Origin of the sequence: Streptomyces cyaneofuscatus (genome assembly GCF_033109485.1) — a bacterium.
Taxonomy (GTDB): Bacteria; Actinomycetota; Actinomycetes; order Streptomycetales; family Streptomycetaceae; genus Streptomyces; species Streptomyces cyaneofuscatus.
Genome location: NZ_CP137002.1, coordinates 1558716 through 1577252, shown reverse-complemented (window position 1 = coordinate 1577252; position 18537 = coordinate 1558716). Strand labels below are relative to the sequence as shown.

Genomic DNA, 18537 nt, shown 5'->3' with positions numbered 1-18537 from the left:
AGGTGTTCCTGACAATCAGTACGACCGGCACCCCTGAACGCCCCGCCACGGACCTCGGCTTCCTGCTGCACAAGCATCCCGACCGGGCGCAGACGTTCTCCACCTCGCACGGCACGGCACACGTCTTCTACCCCGAGGCGTCCGTCGAGCGCTGCACGGCCGCCCTCCTGCTGGAGGTGGATCCGGTGGCGCTGGTGCGGCGCGGCAAGGGCAAGGGCCGGGGCGGTGCGCCCGACGCGGCGCTCGCGCAGTACGTCAACGACCGCCCCTACGCGGCCTCCTCGCTGCTCTCGGTCGCCCTCGCCGCCGTGTTCAAGTCCGCGCTGGGCGGTGTCTGCCGGGCCCTGCCCGAGCGGGTCGAGGCTCCGCTGCCGCTGCGGATCGAGGTGCCCGCGCTGCCCGCCCGGGGCGGTGCGGAGCTGGTGCGCAAGCTGTTCGGGCCGCTCGGCTGGGAGCGGGTCGAGGTGGCGGAGGTGGCGCTGGACGAGCAGTTCCCCGAGTGGGGCGCGTCGCGCTACGTACGCCTGGTGCTGGAGGGGGAGTTGCGGCTCGCCGACGCCCTGCGCCAGCTCTACATCCTGCTGCCGGTCCTCGATGACGCCAAGCACTACTGGGTCGCGCCCGACGAGGTGGACAAGCTGCTGCGGGCCGGTGAGGGCTGGCTGGCCGACCACCCCGAGCGCCCCCTCATCACCCGGCGCTACCTCTCCCACCGCTGGGGGCTGACCCGTCAGGCGGACCAGGCGTTGGAGCTGGTCCGGCTCGCGGAGTCGGACGACCTCGACGTGGACAGCGTCGACAACGCGGTGGACGAGAGCACCGACACCGAGGAGAAGCCGGTCCCGCTCGCCGAGCACCGGCGCACCGCGATCCTCGAAGCGCTGCGCGGAGCCGGTGCCCACCGGGTGCTCGACCTGGGCTGCGGCCAGGGCCAGTTGGTGCAGGCGCTCCTCAAGGACGTGCGGTTCACCGAGATCGTCGGTGTCGACGTGTCGATGCGCGCCCTCACCATCGCCTCGCGCCGGCTGAAGCTGGACCGGATGGGGGAGCGCCAGGCGGGCCGGGTCACCCTCCAGCAGGGCTCCCTCACCTATACGGACAAGCGGCTCAAGGGGTATGACGCCGCCGTGCTCAGCGAGGTCATCGAGCACCTGGACCTGGACCGGCTGCCCGCGCTGGAGTACGCGGTCTTCGGCTCGGCGCGGCCGGGCACGGTCCTCGTGACCACGCCCAACGTGGAGTACAACGTCCGCTGGGAGAGCCTCCCGGCCGGGCATGTGCGCCACGGGGACCACCGCTTCGAGTGGACGAGGGCCGAATTCCGGGAGTGGGCCGCGAAGGTGGCCGAACGCCACGGGTACACCGTCGCGCATCTGCCCGTCGGCCCGGACGACCCGGAGGTCGGCCCGCCCACCCAGCTCGCCGTCTTCACCCTGACCGACACGGAAATCGACAAGAAGAAGGAGGCGGAAGCCGCATGACGAACGACGACAGCACCACGCACACCACCACCGGCACCGCCGCCCGCACCCTGCCCGTGACCGACCTCTCCCTCGTCGTCCTCATCGGCGCCAGCGGATCGGGCAAGTCCACCTTCGCCCGCAAGCACTTCAAGCCCACCGAGATCGTCTCCTCGGACTTCTGCCGGGGGCTCGTCGCCGATGACGAGAACGACCAGAGCGCCAGCGGCGACGCCTTCGACGTGCTCCACTACATCGCCGGGAAGCGCCTGGCCGCCGGGCGGCTCACCGTCGTCGACGCCACCAGCGTCCAGTCCGAGAGCCGCAAGCAGCTCGTCCGGCTGGCCCGCGAGCACGACGTGCTGCCCATCGCCATCGTGCTGGACCTCCCCGAGGAGGTCTGCGCCGCCCGCAACGCCGCCCGCCCCGACCGGGCGTCCATGCCCCGCCATGTCATCCAGCGCCACCGCCGCGAGCTCCGCCGCTCGCTGCGCGGCCTGGAGCGCGAGGGCTTCCGCAAGGTGCATATCCTGCGCACCGAGGAGGAGGCCGAGACCGCCGAAGTGGTCCTGGAGCGGCGCTACAACGACCTGCGCCACCTCACCGGCCCGTTCGACATCATCGGCGACATCCACGGCTGCCGCTCCGAGCTGGATACCCTGCTCGGCACGCTGGGTTACGTGGACGGCGCCCACCCCGAAGGGCGTACGGCCGTCTTCGTCGGCGACCTCGTCGACCGGGGCCCCGACAGCCCGGGTGTGCTCCGCCGCGTCATGTCCATGGTCGCGTCGGGCAACGCGCTGTGCGTGCCCGGCAACCACGAGAACAAGCTCGGCCGCTATCTCGCGGGCCGCAAGGTCCAGCAGACCCACGGCCTCGCCGAGACCGTCGAGCAGCTGGAGCGTGAGGATGCCGAGCACCCCGAGTTCCGGCAGCAGGTGCGGGAGTTCATCGACGGGCTCGTCAGCCACTACGTGCTGGACGGCGGCAACCTGGTGGTCTGCCACGCCGGGCTGCCGGAGAAGTACCACGGCCGCACCTCGGGCCGGGTCCGCTCGCACGCGCTGTACGGGGACACCACCGGCGAGACCGACGAGTTCGGCCTGCCCGTGCGCTACCCGTGGGCCGAGGAGTACCGGGGCCGCGCCGCCGTGGTCTACGGCCACACCCCCGTGCCCACCACCTCCTGGATCAACAACACCATCTGCCTGGACACCGGCGTCGTCTTCGGCGGGAAGATGACCGCGCTGCGCTGGCCGGAGCGCGAACTCGTCGACGTACCGGCCGAGAAGGTCTGGTACGAGCCCACCAGGCCGCTGACCACCGAGGCGCCCGGGGGCCGGGAAGGCAGGCCGCTGGACCTCGCCGACGTGCAGGGCCGCCGGGTCGTGGAGACCCGGCACATGGGCCGCGTCGCCGTGCGCGAGGAGAACGCGGCGGCCGCGCTCGAAGTGATGAGCCGGTTCGCCGTCGACCCGCAGCTCCTCGCCTACCTCCCGCCCACCATGGCGCCCACCGCCACCTCCCGGGAGGACGGCTTCCTGGAGCACCCGGCCGAGGCGTTCGCGCAGTACCGCGCGGACGGCGTGGAGCGGGTGGTGTGCGAGGAGAAGCACATGGGCTCCCGGGCCGTCGCCCTCGTCTGCAAGGACGCGGAGGCCGCCACCGCCCGGTTCGGCACGGACGGCCCGACCGGTGCCCTCCACACCCGCACCGGCCGCCCCTTCCTCGACGACCGGGCCCTGACCGAGGTGATCCTCGGCCGGCTGCGTACGGCCGTCACCGCGGCCGGGCTCTGGGAGGAGTGGGACACCGACTGGGTGCTGCTCGACGCCGAGCTGATGCCGTGGTCCCTCAAGGCCGGCGGGCTGCTGCGCTCGCAGTACGCCGCGGTCGGCGCGGCCTCCGGCGCCGTGTTCCCCTCCGCCCTCGCCGCCCTGGAGACGGCCGCCGCCCGTGGCGTCGACGTCGGCGACCTCTCCGTACGGCAGCAGGGCCGGGCGGCGGACGCGGCCGCGTTCACCGAGGCGTACCGGCGCTACTGCTGGTCCACCGAAGGGCTGGACGGGGTGCGCCTGGCCCCGTTCCAGATCCTCGCCGTCCAGGGCCGCTCGCTGGCCGCCGTCCCGCACGACGAGCAGCTGGCCTGGCTGGACCGCCTCGTCGAGCACGACCCGACCGGGTTGCTCCAGGTCACCCGCCGGCTCGTCGTGGACCCCGCCGACGAGGCGTCCGTCCGCGCGGGCACCGACTGGTGGCTGGAGATGACCGGGCGCGGCGGCGAGGGCATGGTCGTCAAGCCGCTCGGCGCCCTCGTCCGGGACGCCAAGGGCCGCCTGGTCCAGCCGGGCATCAAGGTGCGCGGCCGGGAGTATCTGCGCATCATCTACGGCCCCGAGTACACCCGCCCGGAGAACCTGGAGCGCCTGCGCTCCCGTTTCCTCGGCCACAAGCGCTCGCTCGCGCTGCGGGAGTACGCGCTCGGCCTGGAGGCGCTGGACCGGCTGGCGGACGGCGAGCCGCTGTGGCGGGTCCACGAGGCGGTCTTCGCGGTCCTGGCCCTGGAGTCGGAGCCGGTGGACCCCCGGCTCTGAGACCGCTGCAAACCCTGGGCGATTCGCGGGGTGAACGGTGCTCCGCCCGGTGAGGATGAAGACATGGGATTCCACGTCGACTCCGAAGCCGGGCGGCTGCGCCGCGTCATACTGCACCGCCCCGATCTGGAACTGAAACGGCTGACCCCCTCCAACAAGGACGCGCTCCTCTTCGACGACGTGCTCTGGGTGCGCCGGGCCCGGCAGGAGCACGACGGGTTCGCCGACGTCCTGCGCGACCGGGGCGTGGAGGTGCACCTCTTCGGGGACCTCCTCCAGGAGTCCCTGGACATCCCGGTCGCGCGCCGGCTCGTCCTCGACCGGGTCTTCGACGAGAAGGAGTACGGGCCGCTCGCCACCGAGCACCTGCGGGCCGCCTTCGAGGAGCTGCCCTCGGCCGAGCTGGCGGAGGCCCTGGTCGGCGGGATGACCAAGCGCGAGTTCCTGGAGCGGCACAGCGAGCCGACCTCCGTCCGCTTCCATGTGATGGACCTGGACGACTTCCTGCTCGGCCCGCTGCCCAACCACCTCTTCACCCGGGACACCTCCGCCTGGATCTACGACGGGGTCTCCATCAACGCGATGCGCTGGCCCGCCCGGCAGCGCGAGACCGTCCACTTCGAGGCGATCTACCGCCACCACCCGCTCTTCACCGGCCCGGAGGCGGGTGTCTTCCACCACTGGTCGGAGGGGCAGGACGACTACCCGTCCACGATCGAGGGCGGTGACGTCCTGGTCATCGGGCAGGGGGCGGTCCTGATCGGGATGAGCGAGCGCACCACCCCGCAGGCGGTGGAGATGCTGGCCCGCGGCCTCTTCGACGCCGGTTCCGCCCGCACGATCGTGGCGCTGGACATGCCGAAGGCCCGCGCGTTCATGCACCTGGACACGGTGATGACGATGGTCGACGGCGACACGTTCACCCAGTACGCCGGGCTCGGCATGCTCCGCTCGTACACGATCGAGCCGGGCAGCGGCCCCCGCGAGCTGAAGGTCACCGACCACCCGCCCGAGCACATGCACCGGGCCATCGCCGCCGCCCTCGGCCTCGACGCGATCCGGGTGCTCACCGCCACCCAGGACGTGCACGCGGCCGAGCGCGAGCAGTGGGACGACGGCTGCAACGTCCTGGCGGTCGAGCCGGGCGTCGTCATCGCGTACGAGCGGAACGCGACCACCAACACCTATCTGCGCAAGCAGGGCATCGAGGTCATCGAGATCCGGGGCAGCGAGCTGGGCCGGGGGAGGGGCGGACCGCGCTGCATGAGCTGTCCGGTCGTGCGGGACCCTGTGTAGTACCAGCGCTTTCGAGACAGGGGCCAGAAGGTTTCCGGACCAGGGGGCTGTATAGGAATGCGGATGGTCGTATAGACTTCCAGAACTGTATGCCGATCCCCGTTCCGGCTGCCCGTCCCACCCTGGAGCCGTCACCATGGCCATCGACCTCACCGGCCGCCCCTTCCTCAAGGAGCTGGACTTCACCGCCGAGGAGATCCTCGGCCTGGTCGCGCTGGCCGGTGAGCTGAAGGCGGCCAAGAAGGCGGGTGCCGAGGTCCGGCGGCTGCGCGGGAAGAACATCGCGCTGATCTTCGAGAAGACCTCGACCCGTACGCGCTGCGCGTTCGAGGTCGCCGCCGCCGACCAGGGCGCCTCCACCACCTACCTGGACCCGTCGGGCTCCCAGATGGGCCACAAGGAGTCGGTGAAGGACACCGCCCGGGTGCTCGGCCGGATGTTCGACGGCATCGAGTACCGGGGCGACAGCCAGCAGGTGGTCGAGGAGCTGGCCGCGTACGGCGGTGTCCCCGTCTTCAACGGGCTCACCGACGACTGGCACCCCACGCAGATGCTCGCCGACGTGCTGACCATGACGGAGCACAGCGACAAGCCCGTCACGGAGCTGGCCTTCGCCTACCTCGGCGACGCCCGCTTCAACATGGGCAACTCCTACCTGATCACCGGCGCCCTCCTCGGCTTGGACATCCGGATCGTCGCCCCCGAGATGTACTGGCCGGCCCCCTCAGTCGTTGAGCATGCCGAGAAGCTCGCCGTGGTCAGCGGCGCGAAGGTCACGCTCACCGCGGACATCGCCGAGGGTGTCCGCGGCGCCGACTTCGTCGCCACCGACGTCTGGGTCTCGATGGGGGAGCCCAAGGAGGTCTGGGACGAGCGCATCGCCGCGCTCGCGCCCTACGCCGTGACGATGGACGTCCTGCGGGCCACCGGCAACGCGGACGTGAAGTTCCTGCACTGCCTGCCCGCCTTCCACGACCTCGGCACCCAGGTCGGCCGGGACGTCCACGCCGCCCACGGCCTGACCGAGTTGGAGGTCACCGACGAGGTCTTCGAGTCGGCGCACTCGGTCGTCTTCGACCAGGCGGAGAACCGGATGCACACGATCAAGGCCGTACTGGTGGCGACGCTGGCGGGGGAGTAGGCGCCCCTGCGGGTGGGGGTGCGTATGGTCATTCGCCCGATTGGGTGAACATGCGCGGTGGTGGCTACGATGTCGCCTCTGGTGGGGTTCGGGCTCTGACATGCCTGGACCCCTTTCCCGTGCCGCCCCGGGCGCGCACAGGACCGTCCCCCCACTGCACCACCAGAGAAGAGAACGTCCCGCATGAGCCCCGGCCTGCCGACCCCCGGCACCCCGAAGCGTCCCGGCCTCTCCCGGCCCGGACTGCGCCGCAAGAGCCCCGACATGCTCATCGCCGAATCCGGCGGCGACCTGGAGGGCCACGGCCTCAGGCGGACGATGGGCCTCTTCCAGCTCGTCTGCTTCGGCGTCGGCGCCATCGTCGGCACCGGCATCTTCGTCGGCCTCTCCGACACCGTCGCCGAGGCCGGACCCGCCGTCGTCATCTCGTTCGTCCTGGCCGCGATCACCTGCATCTTCACCGCCCTCTCCTTCGCGGAGCTGGGCAGCGCGATCCCGGTCTCGGGGAGCTCGTACTCCTTCGCGTACGCCGCCCTCGGCGAGCGCACGGCGTTCCTCGTCGGCTGGTGCCTGATGCTGGAGTACGGCGTCTCGGTCTCCGCGGTCGCGGTGGGCTGGAGCCAGTACGTCAACGAGCTGCTGAACAGCCTGATCGGCTGGCAGCTGCCCGCCGCCGTGTCCGCCGGACCGGGCGACGGCGGCGTGATCAACCTCCCGGCGATCGTCGTGATCGCGATGGCCGCCACCCTGCTGGTGCGCGGCGTCCGGGAGAGCGCCAACGCGACGGCCGCCATGGCGGTCCTGAAGATCGGCATCCTGCTGGCGTTCTGCGCGATCGCGTTCACCGCGTACCAGGACGACAACCTCGTGCCGTTCGCGGGCCACGGGCTCGGCGGGATCACGGCCGGTGCCTCGCTGGCGTTCTTCTCGTACATCGGCTTCGACGCGATCACCACCGCCGGCGAAGAGGTCAAGAACCCCCGCCGGAACATTCCGATCGCCATCCTGATCTGCATCGGCGTCGTCACGCTGCTCTACTGCGCGGTGGCGCTCTCGGCCATCGGCGCGCTCGGCGCGGACGCCGTCTCCGACAAGCCCGCGGCCCTCTCGCTCGTCGTCAACCAGGTCACCGACTCCTCGGTCGGCGGCGGCATCATCGCCTTCGGCGCGGTCGTCGCCATCGCCTCGGTGGTGCTCGCCGTGATGTACGGGCAGACCCGCATCCTGATGTCGATGTCCCGCGACGGGCTGATCCCGCGCGTCTTCGAGCGCGTCTCGCCCAAGACCCACACCCCGGTCGCCAACACCTGGATCGTGGCCTGCGTCTTCGCTCTCCCGGCCGCCTTCGCCTCGCTGGACGTCGTCGTCAACCTGACGACCATCGGCACGCTCGCCACCATGGTCGCGGTCAATGTGGCCGTCGTGGTGCTCCGCCGCCGCAACCCGGAGCTGGAGCGCACCTTCCGGGTGCCGCTCTACCCGGTCAGCCCGGTGCTCGGCGTCGTGTTCTGCCTGTATCTGATGTACGGGACCGGCTGGACGACCTGGCTCCAGTTCGCGGTCTTCCTCGCCGCCGGATCGCTGCTCTACACCTTCTACGGGCGCAAGCGGTCCCGGCTGGTCAGCTCTCCGGGGACGGACCCGGCTGGGACGGTATCGCCGGAAGCGTGAACCAGACGGCCTTGCCGTGCTCCGTCGTGCGGTGACCGCAGGCGGAGCTGAGGGTCCGGATCAGCAGCAGGCCGCGGCCGTGCTCCTGCCACGGGTCGACCTCGAAACCGGGCTGCGGCCGGGACAGGTCACCGGGCGGAGCGGGGTCGTGGTCGTGCACCTCGACCTGGCAGCCGGTGGGCAGCAGCTCCACGACCAGCTCGATCGGCTCGCTGCTCACCGTGTGCTCGACCGCGTTCGCGACCAGCTCGGCGGTGAGCAGCTCGGCGGTGTCGCTGTCCGCCGGGGCGTGGATGTCCGACAGGGCGGTACGGACCAGGGCGCGGGCGATCGGCACGGCTGCCGTGGAGTGCGGCAGGGCGATGCGCCAGGAGGCGGGAACAGGGACATCGGGCGGCACGGCGGGGTTCCGTTCGGGAGCGGGACTTCCTTGGAGCGGGACTTCTCGACTCATCGGGTTCTCCCGACTCCTCATCGGGGTCTCTCGACTCACTCGACTCATCGGCATCGCGTATCGAGACTTCCTGGGGTCAACCTTACGAACCGCACGGCCTGGACCATAGAGGCGGTCGACCGGTGCAAACAGGACTTTCGCCACAACAGTCTCACGGCTGGCGTATCGCGACCTCGTGACGACAGTCACGTACGGGTGATAACTTCGGGGGTGGAACGCGACCCGCGCACGGCCGGCAACCCGCCCGAATGCTGAAGGGAACCCCTTCATGAGCTCGTTTCCCAGCTCCGCCCCGCGGGTGGAGGAGTGGCGCCATCTCCGGATCACCCGGGACGGCGGTGTGGTGACCGTCACACTGGACCGCCCCGAGAAACTCAACGCCCTCACCTTCGGTGCCTACGCCGATCTGCGCGACCTGCTCGCCGAGCTGACCCGGGAACGCTCCGCCCGTGCCCTCGTGCTCGCCGGTGAGGGGCGCGGCTTCTGCTCCGGCGGCGACGTCGACGAGATCATCGGCGCCACCCTCGCCATGGACACCGCCGCCGTCCTGGAGTTCAACCGGATGACCGGCCAGGTCGTACGGGCCCTGCGCGAGTGCCCCTTCCCGGTCGTCGCCGCCGTCCACGGGGTCGCCGCCGGAGCGGGAGCCGTGCTCGCCCTCGCCGCCGACTTCCGGGTCGCCGACCCCTCCGCCCGCTTCGCCTTCCTCTTCACCCGGGTCGGCCTCTCCGGCGGCGACATGGGCGCCGCCTATCTGCTGCCCCGGGTCGTCGGCCTCGGCCACGCCACCCGGCTGCTGATGCTCGGCGACGCCGTCCGGGCCCCCGAGGCGGAGCGGATCGGGCTGATCAGCGAGCTGGCCGACGAGGGGCAGGCCGACGCCCGCGCCGCCGAGCTGGCCCGCCGCCTCGCCGACGGCCCCGCCCTCGCCCTCGCCCAGACCAAGGCGCTGCTCACCGCCGAACTGGACATGCCGCTCGCCGCCTCCGTCGAGCTGGACGCCAACACCCAGGCGCTCCTGATGCACGGCGAGGACTACGCGGAGTTCCACGCCGCCTTCACCGAGAAGCGGCCGCCGAAGTGGCGGGGGAGGTAGCGGCCATGCCCACCCCCGTGCGGCGCATCGCGGTCATCGGCGGCGGCCCCGGCGGCCTCTACGCCGCCGCCCTCCTCAAGCGGCTCGACCCGGCCCGCGAGATCACCGTGTACGAGCGCAACGCCCCCGACGACACCTTCGGCTTCGGCGTCGTCCTCTCCGACGAGACCCTCGGCGGCATCGAACACGCCGACCCCGAGGTCTACCGCGCCCTGAGTCGTGCGTTCGTCCGCTGGGACACCATCGACATCGTCCACCGCGGCCGCACCCACACCTCCGGCGGCCACGGCTTCGCCGCCCTCGGCCGCCGCCGCCTCCTGGAGATCCTGCACGAGCGCTGCACCGCCCTCGGCATCGACCTCCGCTTCCGGACCGAGGCCCCGCCCGCCGCCGAGCTGGCCGCCCGCCACGACCTGGTCATCGCCGCCGACGGGGTGCACAGCACGACCCGCCAGGCGCACCCCGAGGCCTTCGGTCCGTCCCTCACCGAGCACCGCAACCGCTACATCTGGCTCGCCGCCGACTTCGCCCTCGACGCCTTCCGCTTCGAGATCGCCGAAACCCCGTACGGCGTCATGCAGCTGCACGGCTACCCGTACGCCGCCGACGCCTCCACCGTCATCGTCGAGATGCGCGACGAGGTGTGGCGGGCCGCCGGGCTCGACACCTGCGACCCGGCCGAATCCACCGCCCGCTGCGCCAAGTTCTTCACCGAGGCCCTGGACGGCCGCCCCCTGCGCGCCAACCGGTCCAGCTGGCTCACCTTCCGTACGGTCACCAACTCCCGCTGGTCGCACGGGAACACCGTCCTCATCGGTGACGCCGCCCACACTGCGCACTTCTCCATCGGCTCCGGCACCAAGCTCGCCGTCGAGGACGCCCTCGCGCTCGCCGCCTCCATCGAGGAACAGCCGGACCTCGCCTCCGCGTTGAGCGCGTACGAGGCCGAGCGCCGCCCGGTCGTCGCCTCCACCCAGCGGGCGGCGGCGGCCAGTCTGCGCTGGTTCGAGGAGCTGGCCGGCTACGTCGACCAGCCGCCCCGCCGCTTCGCGTTCAACCTGCTCACCCGCAGCCGCCGGGTCACCCACGACAACCTGCGGCTGCGCGACGCCTCGTTCACCGCCGCCGTGGAGGAGGAGTTCGGCTGCCCGCCACAGACCCCGCCGATGTTCACCCCGCTCCGGCTGCGCGGCCTCGAACTGCGCAACCGGGTCGTCGTCTCCCCGATGGACATGTACTCGGCCACCGACGGGCTCCCCGGCGATTTCCACCTCGTCCACCTCGGCGCCCGCGCGCTCGGCGGCGCCGGGCTCACCATGACCGAGATGGTCTGCGTCAGCCCCGAGGGCCGGATCACCCCCGGCTGCACGGGCCTGTGGACCGGTGAACAGGCCACCGCCTGGCGCCGGATCACCGACTTCGTCCACACCTCCGCCCCCGGCGCGGCCATCGGCGTCCAGCTCGGCCACTCCGGCCGCAAGGGCTCCACCCGGCTGATGTGGGAGGGCATCGACCAGCCCCTGGAGACCGGCAACTGGCCCGTCTCGGCCGCCTCCCCGCTCCCGTACACCCCCGGCGTCAGCCAGATCCCGCAGGAACTCGACCTCGCCCAACTGGCGGCCATCCGCGATCAGTTCACCCAGGCGGCCCGCCGCGCCGCCGACTCCGGCTTCGACCTCCTCGAACTCCACTGCGCCCACGGCTACTTGCTCTCCGGCTTCCTCTCCCCGCTCACCAACCACCGCACCGACGCCTACGGTGGCCCGCTGGAGAACCGCCTCCGCTTCCCCCTCGACGTCTTCGACGCCGTCCGCGAAGTCTGGCCGCAGGACCGCCCGATGACCGTCCGGATCTCTGCCACCGACTGGGCCGAGGGCGGCACCGACGCGGCGGACGCCGTCGAGATCGCCCGCGCCTTCGCCGACCACGGGGCCGACGCCATCGACGTCTCCACCGGCCAGGTGGTGCCCGAGGAGCGCCCCGAGTTCGGCCGCTCGTACCAGACCCCGTACGCGGACCGGATCCGCAACACCGTGGACGTCCCGGTCATCGCGGTCGGCGCCATCTCCTCCTGGGACGACGTCAACTCCCTGCTCCTGGCGGGCCGCGCCGACCTCTGCGCCCTGGCCCGCCCGCATCTGTACGACCCGCACTGGACCCTCCACGCGGCGGCCGAACAGGGCTACTCGGGGGCGGGCGCACCCTGGCCCCTCCCGTACGGCGCCGGTAGCCGTCCCCCGCCCACAGGCCGCACGGACGCGCCGAAGCCCCGGCTCGCACTGGGGTGAGGAAGTGCGGATGGCGGTGCCAATTACCTTCTGCCGAAAGGAAATCCGAGTAAAATTGGTCTCCTACTCGGGGGAGACCAGATGTCTGAGTTGCTGGCGGCCGCCGCCGTCATCGCACCCTTCGTGAGCGCCGCCGCGACCTCCTTCGCCGGGGCCGTCGTCGACGCCGCGCGGGACCGCATCGCCGACAGTGCGGTGGAGCGGGGGCGGGTGCTGCTGGGTGCGGTGCTGTCCCGGGGGACCGGTGACCCGCCCCTGACCGAGCAGGACGACGAGGCGGCCACGGCCATCGCGCGACTTCAGCCGCAGGAGCGGGAGATCCTGGAGAGTGCCATCGGGCAATGGCTGGCCGACGGGGACGATCTGAGCGCCCGGTCCCTGACCCACTCCATCAGATCCGTTCACAGCGCCTACCGGGCGGGTGACCGGACCTACGTGGCGTCGTACGGGGACAACTCCCCGGCGATCGGCCAGGTGGGCTCGGCGACCTTTCACTTCCACCGCGGCCCGGACGGCGGAACCGCTTGACGCCCGAGCCGCCGGCGCGGGGCGACACCGTCACCCATGGGGACAACTCCCCGGCGATCGGCTTCGTCGGCAAGCTGTTCCTGAGCGTGTTCCTCGGCGACTTCGTCGACTTCACGGATCAGGCGAAACGCTGGAGCGGCTGGAACTGGCCGCCCTTCCTGCTGGTCGTGTCGCTCGGCGCCTACGCGCTGATCTACGCCCCCGACGGACCGGCGCGCCAGTTCCTCTGGGTCCACCTCGCGCTGGGCACCGCGGTCGCCCTGGCGCTGGTCCGGCTGGTCCTGCCGGCGCGGAGCTCCCGGGCCCACGGGCGCGTCCTGATGTCGGCGGCGGCCGTGATCTGCTCGTTCGCCGGCGTGGTCGGCATGGACCACCTTGCGGACCACGGCGAGATCGACGTCACCGGGCGGACCCGCATCAGCGGCGGCACGGTCACCGACAGCACGGTCACCAACGGCTCCCGGCTGCGGCTCGTGGTCGACAGCCCCGCCGACCGCTCCCGGCTGCGGCTGACCCTGACCGTCCGGGACGCCGACAAGGCCGCCCAGTTCTGCGCGCCGGAGACCCGCTACTCCGCCCAGCTGCTGGGGAACACCAGCACCCGCGTCGACGATGTGCGCAGCGGTCAGACGATCGGATTCCCCCTGGGCGGACTGCAGGGCGCGATCGACGTGGAGATCACGCTGCTGACCGACGAAGGCTGCCGGATGAACCTGTTCGTCACGGACGCCGTACTTCACGACTGAGAGGACACCGTGGCCCCCACCTCCACGACCGGGCGCCGGGCGCGGCCCGTGCCCGGCCGGCTGTTCGGCACCGTCGCCACGCTGGTCCTGCTCGCGGGCCTCGCCGCCTGCTCCTCCGAGGAGCCGGAGCGGGAGTTCCTCGGCGTGCAGCGCATCACGGTCGCGATGCACAACGACCTGCCCGGCCTGTCGTACTCCTCCAACTACGACCGTTCCGGACTCGACTTCCTCATGTTCCAGCACATCGAGGAGGAGATCGACGTCGACTTCAGCGAGCCCGTCGACGTCTCCTCCGGCGACCGGGTCACCCAGCTCATCCAGCGCAAGGCGGACATGACGATCGCGTCGTTCTCCATCACCGCCGACCGGATGGACGAGATCGATTTCGTCGGCCCCTACCTCAAGACCCGGCAGGGCTTCCTCGTCGGCCCGGACGGCGCCGGCATCGAGCGGCTGGCCGATCTGCGCGGCAGCCAGATCTGCACCTGGCAGGGCACCACCTCGGTCGAAGCCCTGGAAGGCATCAGGGAGACCGCCGGCGCCGATCCGGTCACCTTGACCGACGCGTCGGACTGCATCGAGCAGCTCATCGACGGCCAGGTGAAGGCCGTCTCCACCGACCAGGCCATCCTCTACGGCTTCGCCCGGCAGTACGAGAAGGAGGGGCTGCGCGTGGTGCCGGACGTGACGATAGGAGCGCCGCAGCACTACGGCATCGGGCTGCCGAAGGGGCACACCGCGGACTGCCGCAAGCTGGCGTCCTGGCTCAAGAAGCATGTGGGGACGAGCAGTTGGATCAGGGACGTCGAGACGTCCCTCCCCACGCTCATCAAGGAGGATCCGGGCTGGATCAGCAGCCACAAGCCGAGCGCCGCCGAGATCGAGGCCCGGTCGTGCCGCGACAGCATCAGTCCTTGACGCGCACGAACCGTTCCCCGGCGTCCCGCAGCCGCTCGTGCAGCTTGCCGAACACCTCCGCCGAGCGCCCGCCCGGCCACCCCCTCGGGAGCAGCTCCTCCGGCAACCCCGGGTCGGCGTAGGGGAGTTGGCGCCAGGAGTCCAGGGCCAGCAGATAGTCCCGGTAGGCCTCCTGCGGGCGCGGGCCCTCCTCGGTCCGCCCGGTCGCCTCCCACTCGCGGAGCACCGGTTCGTGGAGGTCCAGGAAGTCCAGGTGGAGGCGGGCCACCGCGTCCAGGTCCCACCAGCGGGACACCGAAGCGCGGGTCGCGGCGAAGCCCAGGTGGTCGCCGCGGAACAGGTCGACGTACGGGGCGAGTTCGAGCCGCTCCAGGGTGTGCCGGGTCTCCTCGTAGAGGCCGGCGGGGGCGATCCACACCCCGGGGGCCGCCGTGCCGAAGCCGAGGCGGGCCAGCCGGGAGCGGAGCAGGTGGCGCTTGGCGCGTTCGGCCTCGGGGACGGAGAAGACCGCGAGGACCCAGCCGTCCTCCAGCCGGTGCGAGGGGCGGCCGTAGATGCGCGCGTCGCCGTCGTCGAGGAGCTGGCGGGCGTCCGGCGACAGGGCGTAACCCGCCGACCCGTCCGCCGCCCGCGCGGCGACCAGCAGCCCGCGCCGCTTGAGCCGTGAGACGCAGGAGCGTACGGAAGGGGCGTCGACGCCTACGGCGTGCAGCAGGCGGATCAGCTCGGCCACGGCAAAAGGAGAGCCGTCCGCCGGACGGCCGTAGGCGCCGTAGAGCGTGATGATCAGGGAACGGGGGGTGCGCAGCTCGGCCACGTGATCACTCTAGAGGTGCCGGTCCCGGAGCAGGAACCGCTGGAGCTTGCCGGTCGCGGTGCGGGGCAGGGACTGCTCGAAGACGAAGACGCGTGGGCATTTGTGCGGGGCCAGCACGGCCTTCATATGGGCGCGCAGGGAGTCGGCCGTCTGCTCCGAACCCTCGGTCAGCACCACGTGGGCCACCACGATCTCCCCGCGCAGTTCGTCCGACCGGCCCACCACGGCCGCCTCCGCGACCTCCGGATGGCGTAGCAGGGCGTCCTCCACCTCGGGGCCGGCGATGTTGTAGCCGGAGGAGATGATCATGTCGTCGGCGCGGGCCACGTAACGGAAGTAGCCGTCCGGTTCACGGACGAAGGTGTCACCGGTCATGTTCCAGCCGTGCCGCACGTACTCGGTCTGCCGGGGGTCGGCGAGATAGCGGCAGCCGACCGGGCCGCGTACGGCGAGCAGCCCCGCCTCGCCGTCGGGCAGCTCGTCGCCGTGCCCGTCGACCACCTTGGCCTGCCAGCCCGGCACGGGGACGCCGATGGTGCCGGGGCGGATGGCGTCGTCGGCGGCGGAGATGAAGATGTGCAGCAGCTCGGTGGCCCCGATGCCGTTGATGATGCGCAGCCCGGTCGCCTCGAACCAGGCCTGCCAGGTCGCCGCGGGCAGGTTCTCCCCGGCCGACACACAGCGGCGCAGGGCGGAGAGGTCGTGGCCGTCCAGCTGGCCGAGCATCGTGCGGTACGCGGTCGGCGCGGTGAAGAGGACCGAGACCCGGTGGCGTACCAGCGCGGGCAGCAGATGGTGCGGCCCCGCCTGCTCCAGCAGCAGCGTGGAGGCCCCGGCCCGCAGCGGGAAGACCAGCAGGCCGCCGAGGCCGAAGGTGAAGCCGAGCGGCGGGCTGCCCGCGAACACGTCGTCGGGCAGGGGCCGCAGCACGCGGGCGGAGAAGGTGTCGGCGATGGCGAGCAGGTCCCGGTGGAGGTGCATACAGCCCTTGGGGCGCCCGGTGGTCCCCGAGGTGAACGCGATGAGGGCGACCTCGTCGGCGGCCGTGTCGACCGTCCGGTACGGGCCGGAGGCGGCGTGGGCGGCCGCCAGCCGGGTGAGGTCGTCGGGGCCGTCGCCGCCGAAGAGGACCGTCCGGAGGCTGTATGCGTCCGCTTTCGCGAGATCCGCGGCCTCCGCCAGGTCCTCCGCCGAGCGGGCGTCGCACAGCGCGTGGCTCACCTCGGCCAGCGAGCAGATGGTGGCCAGTTCACCCGCCCGCGCCTGCGCCAGTACGGTCACCGCCACCGCGCCGGCCTTCATGACGGCGAGCCAGCACGCGGCCAGCCAGGGCGTGGTGGGACCGCGCAGCAGCACCCGGTTCCCGGGCACCACCCCCAGGTCGTCGGTGAGCACATGGGCGATGCGGTCCACCGTCTCCCGCAGCTTGCCGTAGCTCCAGACGCCCCCGTCGGCGGAGCGCAGCGCGGGACGGTCCGGGCCCCGCTCCTCCACCGTGCGGTCCAGCAGCTCGTAGCCGCAGTTCAGCCGGTCGGGGTAACGCAGCCCGGGATCGTCCAGGAGGAGCTTCGGCCACTGCTCCGGCGGTGGCAGATGGTCGCGCGCGAACGTGTCGGTGTGCGCACCGGGGACGCGTACGGACGCGTCGGCGGCGGCTGTGGGCGTGTTCGGCGAGGAATTCGGCTCCATCAAGGATCGCCCCCTTGTCGCCTTCGGAGCGTATCGTTCGGGTGACGGTAGTCAACAGTCCGCGATAAAGCAGAGACGCGACAGTAGAGACGCGACAAGAAGCAGAGACGCGACAAGAGAGGCGCCGCCATGACGGCATTCTCCCTCGAACCGGCACAGACCGCCTGGTGCGAGGAACTGCGCACCCTCGCCGAACGGCACTTGCGCCCGCTGGCGGAGAAGGGGGAGCCCGGGCGCGTCAACCGCCCGCTGCTGGCCGCCCTCGGCGAGCTGGGCCTGCTGGAACGGATGTTCTCCTCCGGCGCGCTGGACCTGTGCCTGCTGCGGGAGTCCCTGGCCCGGGGCTGCACCGAGGCCGAGACCGCGCTCGCCCTCCAGGGCCTCGGCACCACACCGGTCGTCCGGGCGGGCACCCCCGCCCAGCGCGAACGCTGGCTCCCCGAGGTCCGGGCCGGCCGGGCGGTCGCGGCCTTCGCGCTGAGCGAGCCGGGCGCCGGGTCCGACGCCGGGGCGCTGTCCCTGACCGCCGAACCCACCCCCGGCGGCTGGCGGCTCACCGGCGAGAAGTGCTGGATCTCCAACGCCCCCGAGGCCGACTTCGCCACCGTCTTCGCCCGCACCACGCCCGGCGCCGGCTCACGCGGCATCACCGCTTTCCTCGTTCCCGCCGACCGCCCCGGACTCACCGGCCAGGCCCTCCACATGCTCTCCCCGCACCCCATCGGCACCCTGGAGTTCGACGGTGTACCGGTCACCGCCGACGACGTCCTCGGCGAACCCGACCGGGGCTTCCGGGTCGCGATGGACACCCTCAACCTGTTCCGGCCCAGCGTCGGCGCCTTCGCCGTCGGGATGGCCCGCGCCGCCCTCGACGCCACCGTGGCCCACACCGCCACCCGGACCGCGTTCGGCGGTCCGCTCAGCGACCTCCAGGCCGTCTCCCACCAGGTCGCCGAGATGGCCACCCGCACCGAGGCCGCCCGCCTCCTGGTGTACGCGGCGGCCGCCGCGTACGACGCGGGGGAGAGCGGCGTGCCGCGCCGCGCCGCGATGGCCAAGCTGTACGCCACCGAGACCGCGCAGTACGTCGTCGACACCGCCGTCCAACTCCACGGCGCGCGTGCTCTGCGCCGCGGCCATCTGCTCGAACACCTCTACCGCGAGGTCCGCGCGCCCCGGATCTACGAGGGCGCCAGCGAGGTGCAGCGCGCCATCATCGCCAAGGAGCTGTACGCGTCCGCCGCCGCCCAGGAGACCCAGGAGCCGTCCGTATGAGCCCGTCGCACCGGATCAATCCCTCCGAACTCTCCCCGCCCACCGGCTTCTCGCACGCCGTCGTCGCCACCGGCGGCCATCTGGTCTTCCTCGCCGGGCAGACCGCCCTCGACCCGGACGGCAAGGTCGTCGGCGCCACCCTGCCCGAACAGTTCGCCACCGCGCTGACCAATCTGCTCACCGCCCTGCACGCGGCGGGCGGCGCCCCCGCCGACCTGGTCCGCGTCACGGTGTACGCCACCGATGTGGCCGACTACCGCTCCCACGCCCCCGAACTCGGCCGGATCTGGCGCCGGCTGGCCGGGCGCGACTACCCGGCGATGGCCGTCATCGGGGTGGCCCGGCTCTGGGACGAACAGGCGATGGTCGAGATCGACGGGATCGCCGTGCTGCCCTGAGCAGGACGGAGGCCTCTCCGTGCACCATCTGCGTACGGCGAACCGAAACGCACCCCCCGTAAAGAATTCGTCAAGAGAGTCGCGTTAGGCTCTCCGGGTGCGGCACCACATGGAACACCTTCGCCTGCGTTCACAGCGGCCCCCGCGTCCCCAGCTGACGCTTTCC

At 71.9% G+C, this 18537-nt stretch carries 15 protein-coding genes; 12 read left to right on the top strand and 3 right to left on the bottom strand.

Translation table 11 applies throughout. The features are described 5' to 3' along the window. Positions 1-2: 2 nt before the first annotated feature. From R2B67_RS06555 to R2B67_RS06535, 5 genes are all read left to right on the top strand, one after another. Positions 3-1481 carry a 3' terminal RNA ribose 2'-O-methyltransferase Hen1 gene (locus R2B67_RS06555; RefSeq protein ID WP_317816852.1) on the top strand — a complete coding sequence of 493 codons (1479 nt, stop codon included), beginning with the start codon at positions 3-5 and terminating at the stop codon, positions 1479-1481. Then, positions 1478-4054 carry a polynucleotide kinase-phosphatase gene (locus R2B67_RS06550; protein WP_317816851.1) on the top strand — a complete coding sequence of 859 codons (2577 nt, stop codon included), beginning with the start codon at positions 1478-1480 and terminating at the stop codon, positions 4052-4054. Before R2B67_RS06555 ends, R2B67_RS06550 begins: the two co-directional genes overlap by 4 nt. 63 nt (positions 4055-4117) lie before the next feature. Next, positions 4118-5350, top strand: coding sequence for an arginine deiminase (locus R2B67_RS06545; protein WP_317816850.1), 1233 nt, complete (start codon positions 4118-4120; stop codon positions 5348-5350). 136 nt (positions 5351-5486) lie between these two features. Beyond that, the gene (gene argF / locus R2B67_RS06540; RefSeq protein WP_317816849.1) at positions 5487-6491 is read left to right on the top strand and encodes an ornithine carbamoyltransferase; all 1005 of its coding nucleotides are present in this window, start codon (positions 5487-5489) and stop codon (positions 6489-6491) included. A gap of 183 nt (positions 6492-6674) precedes the next feature. After that, on the top strand, positions 6675-8162 hold the full coding sequence (locus R2B67_RS06535; RefSeq protein WP_317816848.1) for an amino acid permease: 1488 nt from the start codon (positions 6675-6677) through the stop codon (positions 8160-8162). Here R2B67_RS06535 and R2B67_RS06530 read toward each other — a convergent pair. After that, positions 8113-8562: an ATP-binding protein gene (locus R2B67_RS06530; RefSeq protein WP_018514406.1), complete on the bottom strand. Its 450-nt coding sequence runs from the start codon at positions 8560-8562 to the stop codon at positions 8113-8115. The genes R2B67_RS06535 and R2B67_RS06530 overlap by 50 nt on opposite strands. Before the next feature lie 322 nt (positions 8563-8884). Between R2B67_RS06530 and R2B67_RS06525 the strand changes: the two genes are divergently transcribed. The 5 genes from R2B67_RS06525 to R2B67_RS06505 all read left to right on the top strand — a co-directional run bounded on the left by R2B67_RS06525 (position 8885) and on the right by R2B67_RS06505 (position 14192). Beyond that, positions 8885-9712, top strand: a complete 828-nt coding sequence (locus R2B67_RS06525) for an enoyl-CoA hydratase family protein (protein WP_317816847.1) — start codon at positions 8885-8887, stop codon at positions 9710-9712. Positions 9713-9717: 5 nt separating this feature from the next. After that, the gene (locus R2B67_RS06520) at positions 9718-12000 is read left to right on the top strand and encodes a bifunctional salicylyl-CoA 5-hydroxylase/oxidoreductase (RefSeq protein ID WP_317816846.1); all 2283 of its coding nucleotides are present in this window, start codon (positions 9718-9720) and stop codon (positions 11998-12000) included. Positions 12001-12081: 81 nt separating this feature from the next. Further along, complete coding sequence (locus R2B67_RS06515) at positions 12082-12528, top strand: hypothetical protein (protein WP_018514409.1); 447 nt, start codon at positions 12082-12084, stop codon at positions 12526-12528. Next, positions 12525-13274, top strand: a complete 750-nt coding sequence (locus R2B67_RS06510; RefSeq protein ID WP_317816845.1) for a hypothetical protein — start codon at positions 12525-12527, stop codon at positions 13272-13274. Before R2B67_RS06515 ends, R2B67_RS06510 begins: the two co-directional genes overlap by 4 nt. A gap of 9 nt (positions 13275-13283) precedes the next feature. Next, a complete protein-coding gene (locus R2B67_RS06505) occupies positions 13284-14192 on the top strand; it encodes a transporter substrate-binding domain-containing protein (protein ID WP_317816844.1) in 909 nt (302 codons plus the stop codon). Here R2B67_RS06505 and R2B67_RS06500 read toward each other — a convergent pair. Together R2B67_RS06500 and R2B67_RS06495 are read right to left on the bottom strand one after the other, a co-directional pair. After that, entirely contained in the window at positions 14182-15009 is an 828-nt protein-coding gene (locus tag R2B67_RS06500; protein ID WP_109979991.1) for a PaaX family transcriptional regulator, read from the bottom strand. The genes R2B67_RS06505 and R2B67_RS06500 overlap by 11 nt on opposite strands. Positions 15010-15018: 9 nt before the next feature. Continuing rightward, on the bottom strand, positions 15019-16698 hold the full coding sequence (locus R2B67_RS06495) for an AMP-binding protein (protein WP_317816843.1): 1680 nt from the start codon (positions 16696-16698) through the stop codon (positions 15019-15021). 129 nt (positions 16699-16827) lie between these two features. On the opposite strand from R2B67_RS06495, the gene R2B67_RS06490 reads away from it, so the two are divergent. Together R2B67_RS06490 and R2B67_RS06485 are read left to right on the top strand one after the other, a co-directional pair. Next, complete coding sequence (locus tag R2B67_RS06490; protein WP_317816842.1) at positions 16828-17973, top strand: acyl-CoA dehydrogenase family protein; 1146 nt, start codon at positions 16828-16830, stop codon at positions 17971-17973. Beyond that, on the top strand, positions 17970-18371 hold the full coding sequence (locus tag R2B67_RS06485) for a RidA family protein (RefSeq protein WP_237328402.1): 402 nt from the start codon (positions 17970-17972) through the stop codon (positions 18369-18371). The genes R2B67_RS06490 and R2B67_RS06485 overlap by 4 nt, the downstream gene beginning before the upstream one ends. Positions 18372-18537: the final 166 nt, after the last annotated feature.